General features: G+C 46.3%; 12 protein-coding genes and 7 tRNA genes. 15 read left to right on the top strand and 4 right to left on the bottom strand.

The genetic code is table 11. The annotated features are described in order from the left end of the window. Positions 1–2: 2 nt before the first annotated feature. The 3 genes from pyrE (at position 3) to ALO_RS01025 (ending at position 871) form a co-directional block, all read left to right on the top strand. Positions 3–575, top strand: a complete 573-nt coding sequence (pyrE, locus tag ALO_RS01035; protein WP_040292464.1) for an orotate phosphoribosyltransferase — start codon at positions 3–5, stop codon at positions 573–575. Between the two features lie 137 nt (positions 576–712). Then, a tRNA-Gly gene (locus ALO_RS01030) sits at positions 713–787 on the top strand. An 8-nt stretch (positions 788–795) separates the two neighbouring features. After that, a tRNA-Trp gene (locus tag ALO_RS01025) sits at positions 796–871 on the top strand. Between the two features lie 34 nt (positions 872–905). Here ALO_RS01025 and ALO_RS01020 read toward each other — a convergent pair. Genes ALO_RS01020 through ALO_RS01010 form a run of 3 tightly spaced genes read right to left on the bottom strand, consistent with a single transcriptional unit; the run spans position 906 to position 3,622 of the window. Continuing rightward, on the bottom strand, positions 906–1,715 hold the full coding sequence (locus ALO_RS01020; protein WP_040292463.1) for an ABC transporter ATP-binding protein: 810 nt from the start codon (positions 1,713–1,715) through the stop codon (positions 906–908). 12 nt (positions 1,716–1,727) lie between these two features. Then, positions 1,728–2,483: an ABC transporter permease gene (locus ALO_RS01015; protein WP_040292462.1), complete on the bottom strand. Its 756-nt coding sequence runs from the start codon at positions 2,481–2,483 to the stop codon at positions 1,728–1,730. Between the two features lie 47 nt (positions 2,484–2,530). Then, positions 2,531–3,622, bottom strand: coding sequence for an ABC transporter substrate-binding protein (locus ALO_RS01010; protein ID WP_004091908.1), 1,092 nt, complete (start codon positions 3,620–3,622; stop codon positions 2,531–2,533). 124 nt (positions 3,623–3,746) lie between these two features. Here ALO_RS01010 and ALO_RS01005 point away from each other — a divergent pair, with 124 nt between their 5' ends. The 8 genes from ALO_RS01005 (at position 3,747) to ALO_RS00970 (ending at position 6,213) form a co-directional block, all read left to right on the top strand. Then, complete coding sequence (locus ALO_RS01005) at positions 3,747–4,424, top strand: hypothetical protein (RefSeq protein WP_004091907.1); 678 nt, start codon at positions 3,747–3,749, stop codon at positions 4,422–4,424. 33 nt (positions 4,425–4,457) lie between these two features. Beyond that, positions 4,458–5,246: a bifunctional hydroxymethylpyrimidine kinase/phosphomethylpyrimidine kinase gene (thiD, locus tag ALO_RS01000; RefSeq protein ID WP_085944917.1), complete on the top strand. Its 789-nt coding sequence runs from the start codon at positions 4,458–4,460 to the stop codon at positions 5,244–5,246. Positions 5,247–5,262: 16 nt separating this feature from the next. Further along, positions 5,263–5,625 carry a response regulator gene (locus tag ALO_RS00995; protein WP_004091905.1) on the top strand — a complete coding sequence of 121 codons (363 nt, stop codon included), beginning with the start codon at positions 5,263–5,265 and terminating at the stop codon, positions 5,623–5,625. A 110-nt stretch (positions 5,626–5,735) separates the two neighbouring features. After that, positions 5,736–5,812: transfer RNA gene (locus tag ALO_RS00990), tRNA-Asp, on the top strand. A 6-nt stretch (positions 5,813–5,818) separates the two neighbouring features. Further along, a tRNA-Phe gene (locus ALO_RS00985) sits at positions 5,819–5,894 on the top strand. 4 nt (positions 5,895–5,898) lie between these two features. After that, positions 5,899–5,973 (top strand) — tRNA-Gly (locus tag ALO_RS00980). A gap of 8 nt (positions 5,974–5,981) precedes the next feature. Further along, positions 5,982–6,055, top strand: a tRNA-Cys gene (locus ALO_RS00975). A gap of 69 nt (positions 6,056–6,124) precedes the next feature. Continuing rightward, positions 6,125–6,213, top strand: a tRNA-Leu gene (locus ALO_RS00970). A gap of 481 nt (positions 6,214–6,694) precedes the next feature. On the opposite strand, the gene ALO_RS00965 is transcribed toward ALO_RS00970, so the two are convergent. Further along, the gene (locus ALO_RS00965) at positions 6,695–7,009 is read right to left on the bottom strand and encodes a hypothetical protein (RefSeq protein WP_004091904.1); all 315 of its coding nucleotides are present in this window, start codon (positions 7,007–7,009) and stop codon (positions 6,695–6,697) included. Positions 7,010–7,374: 365 nt separating this feature from the next. Here ALO_RS00965 and ALO_RS00960 point away from each other — a divergent pair, with 365 nt between their 5' ends. From ALO_RS00960 to ALO_RS00945, 4 genes are all read left to right on the top strand, one after another. Further along, positions 7,375–7,650 (top strand): helix-turn-helix domain-containing protein, encoded by a 276-nt coding sequence (locus ALO_RS00960; protein WP_004091902.1) that lies wholly within the window; start codon positions 7,375–7,377, stop codon positions 7,648–7,650. A gap of 375 nt (positions 7,651–8,025) precedes the next feature. Beyond that, positions 8,026–8,439 carry a YmaF family protein gene (locus tag ALO_RS21170; protein WP_072031796.1) on the top strand — a complete coding sequence of 138 codons (414 nt, stop codon included), beginning with the start codon at positions 8,026–8,028 and terminating at the stop codon, positions 8,437–8,439. A gap of 907 nt (positions 8,440–9,346) precedes the next feature. Next, positions 9,347–11,068, top strand: coding sequence for an ABC transporter ATP-binding protein (locus ALO_RS00950; RefSeq protein ID WP_004091898.1), 1,722 nt, complete (start codon positions 9,347–9,349; stop codon positions 11,066–11,068). 19 nt (positions 11,069–11,087) lie between these two features. Next, on the top strand, positions 11,088–11,654 hold the full coding sequence (locus ALO_RS00945) for a hypothetical protein (protein ID WP_004091896.1): 567 nt from the start codon (positions 11,088–11,090) through the stop codon (positions 11,652–11,654). Positions 11,655–12,005 lie beyond the last annotated feature (351 nt).

Below are 12,005 nucleotides of genomic sequence, written 5' to 3'. Positions count from 1 at the left end.
GCATAAACGAAGCACAAGTGAAACAACTTTTGATTGACACAGGAGCCATACTGGAAGGCCATTTTCTTCTGACGTCCGGCTTGCACAGTCCTATGTATGTGGAGAAATTTCAGGTTCTGCAGTATCCCCAGCATACGGCGGCCCTTTGCGCCGCACTGGCCGAACGCTTTCGGGACAAACAAATCAGCGTGGTGGTCGGTCCGGTAACCGGCGGGATTCTTTTAGCCCATGAAGTGGGGAAAAACTTAGGCACCCGTGCCATATTTACCGAACGGGAGAACGGCGTTATGACCTTGCGCCGGGGATTTGTCATTCACCCGGGAGAAAGGGTGCTGGTGGTGGAAGATATTGTGACCACCGGCGGTTCGGTGCAGGAAGTGTTGGACGTAGTGAAACAGGCACAAGGAAATGTAGCGGGGGTCGCCCTGTTGGTAGACCGCAGCGGCGGTAAAGTTTCTTTCGGTGTACCTACAGAAGCGTTGCTGCACCTTTCCGTCCAGAGTTACCAGCCGGCTGAATGTCCTTTGTGCGCAAAAGGGCTCCCTATTACCAAGCGGGGAAGCCGTAAACTATAAACCATTTGACGGATATTAGGCAGAGAGCAAGATTGAGTGAAATAACATCTCGCCAAGTGATATTATCCATTTTTTAGTATTGATTTCTCGGTTGATTTGTGATATTATAATAATCCGTCAGAGGTTGACAAACTTATGCGGAAGTAGCTCAGCGGTAGAGCATCGCCTTGCCAAGGCGAGGGTCGCGAGTTCGAATCTCGTTTTCCGCTCCATTCTTTATAGGGGTATAGCTCAATTGGTAGAGTAGCGGTCTCCAAAACCGTTGGTTGAGGGTTCAAGTCCTTCTGCCCCTGCCAGAATAAAAGCCCACGGAGTTTCCGTGGGTTTGTTTTATCGTCTGGAAGGGATTCCTGTTTCTCCTTTTAGAACTTCGTCCCGCAGTTGCGACCATATGGTTTGATACAGTTCAATGTATTGCGGTGTGGTCCGAATGGTTTCTACATCCCGGGGACGGGGCAGGGTTACCGGCACAATCGTTTTAATCGTCCCGGGCCGGGCGGACATCACCAGAATCCGGTCTCCCAGGCACAGGGCCTCATCAATGCTGTGAGTGATAAATACCGTGGTTTTGCTGGTCCCTTCCCAGATGCGCAGCAGTTCTTTTTGCAGCAGAATGCGATTTTGTTCATCCAGAGAGCCGAAAGGTTCATCCATTAACAGGATCTCTGGGTCATTGGCGAAAGCGCGGGCCACGCTGACTCGCTGTTTCATGCCGCCGGACAGTTGACAGGGATAGGAAGCGGCGAATTGTTTCAGGCCGATCATTTCAATATAATGATTGGCGATGTCCCGGCGGACCGGTTTGGGCATTTTCCGCATGCGCAGGCCGTATTCCACATTCTCGGTGACTGTCATCCAGGGGAAAACGCTTTGTTCCTGAAAAACCATAGAATTCAGCGGACGGCTGGTATCCCGGGCTTTGATCGTCATATTGCCGACAGTGATGGTTTCCAATCCGGCTAAAATTCGTAACAGAGTAGTCTTGCCGCATCCGCTTGGCCCGACGATGCAAAAGAATTCACCGTCTGTGATGCGCAGGTTAATATCCTCCAGTGCAGTGATGGTTCCTTGGGTTGTGACAAATATTTTTTGAATCTTTTCCAATTTAATGCGAACATCTGCCAATAACTGCACCTCCATTACATAATATCATTAATTTTTCCAGGGGATTACCCATCGTTCGATTTGATCCAGCAGCAGAGAAAAAAGATAACCCAAAACAGACAGTACGATAAGCGCTACAAACATTTGCTCGATGTCAAACATGTCGTATGCCCGCCAGATCATCCAGCCTACGCCGGCTTTAGCGGCTGACAGCTCGGCAGCGACGATCAGGATGAGGGCCATCCCCATACTTAGCTTCAATCCGGCGAAGATCATGGGCAATGCTCCGGGAAACGCCACTGTCAAATAAAAATCTTTACGGCTGGCTCCGAAGTTTTTGGCCACATCCAGATAAATTTTTTCGATATTTAAAACTCCGGCCATGGTATTGATGACCACTAAGTAAAAGACGCCGATGGCAATGGTAAATACCTTGGAAGTTTCGCCAATGCCGAACACCAGCAGGATGAACGGCATAATCGCCAGTTTAGGTATGGGGTATGTTGCCTGAATCATGGGCTCGATCGCCGAACGAATCAGAGGCGACAAACCCATGCTCATGCCTAAAATGATTCCCGGCGCGCTGCCGGCAATGAATCCCAATATCACCCGCTGGATGCTGACTCCGGTGTTCAGCAGCAACTCACCGGACAGTAAAAGGGGGATAAAGGACTGAAAGATCAGCGACGGCCTTGAAAAGAGGCGGACGTCGATCACCTGCAGCCGGGATAGTATCTCCCAAATCAATAGTAACGTCAGAGGTGATAAAATTGACAACAATCGTATGTGCCGTATTGGGTTCATAATTCACCTCCTGTCAGTGGGTTATGTAGTCACCTTGCCTAGGAAGATTACTTCTGGTACTTCCCTAATATGGCGTTGGCAAATTCCACATAACGATGATCAATGGCTTCACTGGCCTTGATATCTGCTTTTAGCAGATTATTTTCCTTATACCAGGACAGGTCCATTTCGATACCCCTGACCCGTAAGAAGCCATCTGGGTTTAAACCTATGGGAAACATCTGGTCGTATAGCTTGGGATCTTTTACGACTGAGTAGTTGCACAAGAGTTGAATCATTTCGGGTTTCCCCTGGTCTTTGAAAAATGCATCATTGTAGTCTCGAAGGGATTTTACATAGGCAGTCATAAACCGGTTGGCAACCTCAGGATTTTTAGTCATAGACGTGCCGAAAACCAGCAGGGCGGTCTGCGCTTCCGGGTCATACTCCGATGGATCTTTCCAGGGATACAGGATATCCCTGGCCATGCCTTGGGCGATAAAAGGTTCAATGACCATGGCCGCATCAATGCTTTTGTTGGCCAGTGATACCAGCATATCAGGAAAAGCACGGATTACCTGCATATCAATGTCCTTGAGAGTCAGGCCGCCTTTTCCCAGAACCCGTACCAACGCTATCTCATCCAGGGAAGCTGTCCCAACAACGGCGATTTTTCGGCCGCGCAAGTCTTTAAAATCCTTGACGTCGTCGACTAAGTCCTTGCGGATGACCAGACGGTAGTAGCCTTTGCCGGGTAGATTCACTCCCTTGTCAGCGACAATTTTGACCGGAATGTCCCGTGACATGGCATTGAATAATCCTGATGCCGTCACCGTGGCTGCCACATCCATCTGGCCGGCAGCCAATTGATTGATCATTTCCTGACCGGAATTGAATTGCGCCGCTTCGATTTTGATCCCTACATCGCGGTAATATCCTTTGGCCATACCGATGAGAATGCCGGCATCCGATACGACTTGTTTCATTCCTACGGTGACCGTGAACTCTTTGGGTAAAGGAGTCAGTTTAGGCGCCCAGTCCGGTCCCGTGACAGCCGATGTTTGCGACGATGTTTTCTGACTGCCGCAGCCGATGCAGGTGATGACGAGACATATCGACAGCAGTAAAGCCAGGGCGCACAACTTCTGCTTTTTGGACATTTGGTTTCCCTCCCGGTTTCAGATTACTCCATGGTATTCTTTTAGTGGAAGTTTGGTGACTCTTGCAGGTTTTTTCCATTGAGCACAGAATATACTTAGATTGCGTAGTATGGGGAGACATTTTATGGAGAATATTAGGGAACTAGTCCGCCAATGGGCTTACTTAGACAGTCTTGAACCAGATATGGCCGGTTTTAGCTTAACCAAGCCGGATTGCATGACCGGATCGCAATATCTCATTTTTAGTTATTCATGCCAGTCGCGCCGGCTCGCTTTTTCGGCTTTGTATGATGAAGCGACCAAGGATTTTTTAGTCAAAATTTCGATCGGCCTTTTGGAATATGTCGATATTAATTTTATTTGTCAGGATCTGGCGCAGTTTGAAGCTATATTAAGACAACGGCTCCAGTCTCAATTAGCCAGCATGGCCGGATTGGAACCGCAGACTCTGGGACACGTGTTTGGCGCCAAGAAAATCACGGAGTGGGACTATTCGGGCTGTTTGCCGGCAACAGCTGCCGGATTCGATTTGTTTGTAAATCCGGCCCGGCCTGTCAGGTGGATCAACGGAGCCTATCTGATTGTCGATTATAGCGATTTTGCCAGCGACAGCAATTTAACTATTATGTATAATATCTACCGGGATGATTTTTACGGTGAGAAGAGAATCCGCTGTACCCCTGCAGTCATTTCAACCTTTGATGCAAAGGAGATTGCTGAATTACAAGAAAAGATCAGTACGCATCTCCTGCCGACATTGGAAGAAATGCGCGCAGAAATTCATGAAACTGATCATCATTAAAAAGGGGATAAAGAATAAGGAGGAAAAGCAATGCTGCCTACAGGGTTAACTATCGCAGGGTCTGATTCATGCGGCGGCGCGGGGATCCAAGCGGATATAAAAACGTTTTCGGCGTTGGGCGTCTATGGCATGAGCGCCATCACAGCGATTACCGCGCAAAATACCCAGGGAGTCACGGATATTCGTGAACTGGATACCGCCATTATCCGCGCCCAGATCGACGCTATATACACCGATATATCAGTTGGCGCTGTGAAAATCGGTATGCTGAGCAGCACTGAAATTATTCAAACGGTGGCGGAAGGATTAAAAAGCCATCAGGCCCATAATATCGTTTTAGACCCGGTCATGATCTCCAAAAGCGGCAGCCATCTTCTACGGCCGGATGCTGTTACTGCTTTGAAGTCCCACTTAATTCCATTAGCCCGGGTTGTGACGCCAAATCTGCATGAGGCCGCCGAACTGGTGGGATTCGCTGTGGATGACTATAAAAAAATGGAGGAAGCAGCCCGCCGAATTCATGCTATGGGGGCCGGGCATGTGGTTGTCAAAGGCGGCCATTTGTCTGGAGCCGCCTGCGATGTGGTTTTTGATGGATATACCTTCAACTATTTGGAGAATGAACGAATTGACACCAAACATACCCATGGAACCGGCTGTACCTTTTCTTCCGCCATTGCGGCCGGTCTGGCGCAAAAAATGAGTCTCGATGAATCGATTCGCCGGGCCAAAGTGTTCATAACAATGGCGATTCGCCATGGGTTCGACCTGGGGCATGGGGTCGGACCGACGCATCATTTTTATGATTTCTATCGGAGCTAAACAAGGGGGATTCAATGTGGCAAGAATACTGATATGCGACGATTCAATGTTTATGCGCATGTTGCTGGGCAAATTATTAAAAGAAGCAGGCTATGAAATAGTGGCTGAAGCCGGAGACGGCAACCAGGCAGTACAGCTTTATCAGCAGTATAAGCCGGATTTGGTTACGATGGATATTACCATGTCCCATCTGGATGGAATAGGGGCGGCTAAGAAAATTCACGAAATAGATCCTTCGGCCCGCGTTGTTATGGTAACAGCTATTGGGCAAAAACAGGTAATAGAGGATGCGAATCAGGCGGGTGCTTCCGGTTTTATCATTAAGCCTTTTGCCCCTCAGGAAGTGCTTCGTGTGGTTAAGAGTGCTCTTGAAGACTAGCATCGACATTTCTGCAGAGATCATAAAGAGATTGGAAAGGTCATTTTGTTTAAATATTTTGTTGACAGAAGAACCGGAATGATATAAAATAGATTTTGCAGTTCATTCACGGCCTCGTGGTGTAGTGGTCTAACATGCCGCCCTGTCACGGCGGAGATCGAGGGTTCAAATCCCTTCGAGGTCGCCAATAATTGCCGCGGTAGCTCAGTCGGTAGAGCAGAGGACTGAAAATCCTCGTGTCGGCAGTTCGATTCTGCCCTGCGGCACCATAATGCGGAAGTAGCTCAGTGGTAGAGCATCGCCTTGCCAAGGCGAGGGTCGCGAGTTCGAATCTCGTTTTCCGCTCCAACAAAGATGGCGGCATAGCCAAGTGGTAAGGCAGAGGTCTGCAAAACCTTCACCCCCAGTTCAAATCTGGGTGCCGCCTCCAAATTTAAATCTAACAGTTTTTTTGTGACCCGATAACAGAGTTTTATTATCGGCAGGCAGAAAATTAAATGCCGGGGTGGCGGAACAGGCAGACGCAAGGGACTTAAAATCCCTCGGGTGGTAACACCCGTACCGGTTCGATTCCGGTCCTCGGCACCAACGCCAGGCATACTATCTTGAGATGGATAGTAACCATATAATCAGGATTTACAGCAACCTTATCAACGAAGTTTTGAAACATGGCCCGGACTCTGTCCGGGTCTTTTTCATTTACGGCGTCAGACCACGCCTGGTTTTATAGCCATGGGCGTTCCGCCAGTCTGAAATAGTTCCGTATCCATGCCTCTGCAGGAACATATTAAAAATCATCCTTTAAAGCCGATTCGTAGAAGATACCTTAAGAGAGAGAGTCGGTCTATCTTCCCTTCCATACGGTCAATGTGCTCAAGACACGCTCATTTACATCTATTTGTATACTTCACGAGCGTCGAATAGGGCAGAAACTTTTTCGCCCTGGTCCATGCGTTCCTCAGGAGATTTTAAAAAGGCAGTGCCAATAAACACTAGGAGAGTGAGAAAGACGAACAAACAAAAGAAAGCGCCGCTACTACCAATAGCGACGCTAAGAAGTTAGATGCCATTATTTATTACTTGAAATGTCTCCCCGAAACCCAATTTTCTTTACTGCTTTTACAGGTAACTCATCCTTCTGATCCACTACGTCAATTCTTATTGGAATCGATTCGACAGGAAGGAGAAGAGTGGTTTCCGGAGACTGCGAAGTCATCCCGGAAAAGAAAAGGTATTCATTTCCCAGGCGACCTATCTCAGTTACTTCAAAATCTGGATATTGAAGAAGAGTGACTTTCATATCCTGATTTTCCCTTAAACGAGCCTCTTTGATTTGAATCATTTGCATGATTCGTAAATAGATGTCCTTGGCATGATCGTTCATTGTATTACCTCCCTTTGAGGTGATACTTCGATGAAAACCAATAATTTCCTATTTCGGAAAAAAATTAAGAAGAAAGGAGGGGGAGCAACATGGACGAAGCAACCAAAAGGGCAGTTGATGAATTCGCACTGGTATTGACCGAACTAAATCTTAAATACACAAAGTTTATTCGAGAACACATACAACTAAGGTTTATAGTATAAAATAAACCGAGGTGAGGAAGATGATTTATACCAAATTATTCAAATATAAATAACCGTCAATAAAATGACGGTTATTTTGTGGTCTCTTACTTGGCATACATCGAGTAAAGTGCTATAATTACAGCCAATTGAAATAATACGAATTCTGGAGAGGTTAAGGCTATGAGTGGATGTTGTTCTAAAAATAGAGAAAAATTGATTGAATTTATCCAAAACGAATTAATTAACACTGCTGAAGTAATGCAGATTTTAAACTGTAGCCAACAAAATATATCTGACTTGATCAAACGAGGGGATTTGGTACCCGTAAAGGAGATGCCAAAAGACCGATTGTTTTTTAAGACGGACGTATTGGAAAGAAATCCATTCTATATTGAACTCCGCAATATGCTAGATGAGATCATATCAGTTTCTGATATCCCGAATGTAAAGCTATAATTGATGAATTGGTAACAAAAGTTAACAATAATAATTTACTGGATTATGCGGAATTAATTGATGAAGCCTATAAAAAGCTATTCAGATATATACATCAAAAGAGAGAGGAAGAAGCGTTCAAATAGGGCGGATGGGATTGTGGAATAATTAGGTGAAGATAAAAGCCCGCTAACTGGTATTGGCCGGCGGCTTTCTTGCTTGGATATTCGAAATTGATACTGCTCAATCAGCGTGACTAGTGCAAACGTTGAATATTTTTTTCTAATTTTTTACAGAGCACTTTCAATTTGTTTTTATACTGAATGGGCTGCTTACTATATACTCAATCACCTTATCTGTATACTTTACATAGTATGTGATGGAGGTGAATTTTAAATGTCAGACGAAGAAGATCGTGGATATCCAATGCATAAGCCTAATAAAGAGGAAGCCTACATGGAGCATGTACACCTTACACAAACAATGGCAGATGTAGCTTGCGAACACCAACACCTTATTACTGGAACAAGTGGAACGCCGATACGTAAAGGTCGTTCTCATGTTCATCGTATATGTTTCAGGACTTCCTATGACCCGAAGGGAGGGGAGTGCCACTGGCATATGGTCGATGTGATGACTGGCCCTGCAATAGATATTGGTGGTTGCGATGAACATACACATTGCTTTGCAGGTAAGACCAGTTACGATGTAGGTCATTGCCATGATTTTTGCAGTGTTACCGATGCTTCACCGGAGTGTTGCGAGGAAGAAGAAGAACACGAATGTCATTGTTATCGGGAAGATCAATAATAAATTACGAATCATGGGAAGCGTCCGAATAGGGCGCTTTTCTTGTGTTCAAAGGAGAATATCATGACAAAGAACAACCGGGTAAATGCTGATTGCGGGCAGATACTGTCAGAGAAAGAAATGCGGAGTGAGCGAAGACATCTTAATTTTGTTGCTCTGCTGGCTGTTTGGCAGTGAAATGAGTTTAGCTCCGGACCTTTTCGGTCTGGGACTTTTTGTTTTGGGAAAAAACAAAACTGCCTATTCAGCGGCTAATCCCGATTAGCCAAAGGGGAGAGGGAGGGAACAAGTATGTCAGAACGGAAAACGCTCTCCGAATGTGACGCTTGGATAGAAAAACACATCCATGAATCAACCGGGAAAATACACTGCCGATTTGCCGGCAGCCATGGACCTATATACAAAATGGTCGATCTCTGTTTGAAGAGCCAAGAGGGCCGAAGTAGTGTGCCGTATGGGATTTTAATGCACCGGAGAACATAATAAAGGGAACTGCAAGCACGATACCGAAGGCTACGGTATGGCGGCGCCAAGTATTCAGCACATACCGGGAATACAAATAAAAGAAAGATTGGTATGCCTAACGCAAGAGCCGGATCTTCGGCAGCAAATTCGCACTGGCCTCTTGTGTAAAAGGGACTTTTTTTAGGCAGCAAAAACCGTGGGCGGCTCTTTGGCCACGGTTTTTGCTGATTTGCTTCCTGTCGCAGGTGAAAATCAAAATTCTTTATTATATTACTTTATTCGGCAGGATTTGCAGGGCAGGAATCGAATATTCACTAGCGGGGAGTTTATTGTTGGCTCCCGGCAGTAGATGATTAAGAGGCAAGATTAGGAAGGCGGCGTTGCCTTCCTTGGTTTTATTTATCTCAGCGTCAGCGTATTTTTGTTCAGCACGGGGGCATATATGCTAGCACTATATTGGCATAAACTTTTTGTTCCATATTGGCCGATCGTTATGATCTCTTTACTTTGCTTTATTATAGCCAGTGCGGCAGGCCTTGCAGCTCCGGTTGTGATGCAGCTGCTGATTGATAATGTCTTAACGGCCGGAGAAAGGTATCAACTGCATATTATTAGCGTTGGTATCGTGATTTTATATCTGCTGAAGGGTTTATTTCTCTACGCCTATAGTTATACTATGGGAAGAGTCGGCAACCAAATGCTGCAGGCAGTCAGACAGGAAATGTATGCTAAGATCCAGTCAATGGATTATTCCTATTTTCTCAAACGCCCGCCCGGTGAAATGATTTCATTGTTTACCAATGATTTGCTGTTCATCCAGCAGGCCGTCACAGTCAGCATTTCTGATTTTATTGTTGAGTCTCTGAATGTTATTGCTATTATGTTGATTATGATTTATTTTGACTGGCAGCTCTCTCTGGTTACTTTTGCCACACTGCCGTTTATTGTCCTGGCCATTAGTTTTTTTAATAAAAAAGTGGGCCGATTAGGGGCTTTGATGACCGAGACTATGGAAAAAGTCTCCGGGTTATTGCATCATTCCCTGCTATCGGTCGTCACTGTGCAAAGTTATAACCGGGAAGAATATGAATATCAAAAATTCAGCGCTAAGATATGGCAGGCAGCGGGGGAATTTTTAAAAATTCAACGGCTTAATGCCATGTTGGTTCCTCTCATCGAATTCCTGGCTGCCATCGGCCTGACGGTTATTATATGGTTTGGCGGCAGGGCTGTCATTGAAGGAGATTTAACCATTGGCGGTATGTTCGCCTTTTTGGTGTACATTATTAATATTCCTCCGCCAGTGCGCAAGATTGCTCAGGCTTATACGGCGATGAAGCTGGGTCTCGTTGCCTGGAAAAGGATCGAAACCTTATATGCGCAGCAGCCGGCTGTCATTGACGGTTCTTTAGAAGTACCGGCAGGAGTGAAAGGTATCGTTGAATTTGAACAGGTGTCTTTTCGCTACCGTTCGGATGTAGAAATTCTGAACCATATATCATTCACCGCTAAGCCGGGAGAATTTATTGCGATTGTCGGTCCCAGCGGCGCCGGCAAGTCATCTATTGCCAACCTGCTGCTGCGGCTGTTTGATCCTACCACCGGCCGGATCATGGTCGACGGGGTGAATATCCGGGACTACCGAGTATCACAGTTACGGCGACGCATTGGCTTTATTCAGCAGGAACCGATTTTATTTAATGCAAGCATTCGGGAAAACATTCGCTATGGCTGTCCCGATGCCACTGCGGAGCAGGTGGAGCAGGCTGCCCGGATGGCAAGCGCCCATGATTTTATTATGGAGCTCCCCCAGGGGTATGATTCGCCTGCCGGCGAAATGGGCGGTTTATTATCCGGCGGGCAGAGGCAAAGAATCGCCATTGCCAGAGCCTTGATCCTGCAGCCGGCCATACTGCTGTTAGACGAACCTACCGCCTCTTTGGATACCCAATCGGAAATGAGCGTCATGGAATCAATCCGGCAGGCCAGTATTGGGAGGACTACCTTCATTATTACTCACCGCCTGTCGACCCTGCAGCCTTCTGACCGGGTGATTTACTTATCCGGCGGCAATATTGCGGTATCAGGCACTCAGCTTGACATTATGCAACACCGGGAAATACATCTGCACGATAGTGCCTTGGTTAACAAACCAAGCTGTTGAATAAGGGGGCTTACCGATAATGGATCTTTCAAGATCTTATGCCTGGAAGGTACTAAAAGGTCATGTCACCAGTGAAGTTCTGTTAAAGCATTGCTTGGCAGTAGAAATTGCCATGCGGGCATATGCAGTGAAGTTTGGCCAGGATTCCCAGTATTGGGGGAGCGTTGGTCTCTTACATGATGTGGATTTTGAAAAGTATCCGGATGAACATCCCTGTCATGCGCAAGAAATTCTTTCTGCTGCTGGTTTTGATGCACAATTTATCATTGATGTGGAATCGCACGCCCGGGACTGGGAGCATGAAAGAAGCTTACTGCAAAAAACATTGTTGGCCGTGGATGAGCTGACCGGATTTGTTATCGCCTGTGCCTTGGTTCGCCCGGACAAAAGCTTGGATAACCTGGAAGTAAAATCAATTATGAAAAAAATGAAAGATAAGGCTTTTGCGCGGGCAGTGAATCGTGAGACCATGCGGCAAAGCGCTGAGGCCATGGGACTCGGGATGGAAGAGCATGCCGAATTTGTCCGACAGGCTTTGGCCGAAGCGGTTAAACAGCCGGAATACCAGGAAATACCGCTTGTATAACCGACGTTCAGAAAGCAGGAGAAAAGCCTGTATTGCAGAGAGTTTCTTTCTGCCAAATAAAAATCCAGCTTGCAGTATAGCAAGCTGGATTTTTTTCTTAAAGCTCTACGGAGCAGGCTGTTTTCCTGTTGGCACAGACGGTGCCGGTTCCGTTAGAGGGATCATAGGGTTGTGACAAGGATAGCAAAAAGATCGGTCACTGCGAAAAAAAGTTATCCCAATTCATATACAGAATGATTAGTACGACAGAAAAGGCTATGCCGATATCCCCGATATACTGCCCCATTGGTAATCACTCTCCTGTTGCGATTATATTGCATGTGGCGGCTGGATGCAAGCGAAAAAAACTTT

The sequence above is a fragment of the Acetonema longum DSM 6540 genome (assembly GCF_000219125.1).
Taxonomy (GTDB): Bacteria; Bacillota; Negativicutes; order Sporomusales; family Acetonemataceae; genus Acetonema; species Acetonema longum.
Note: the sequence above shows the minus strand (reverse complement) of the source record. Positions and strands in the feature narration are given on the sequence as shown.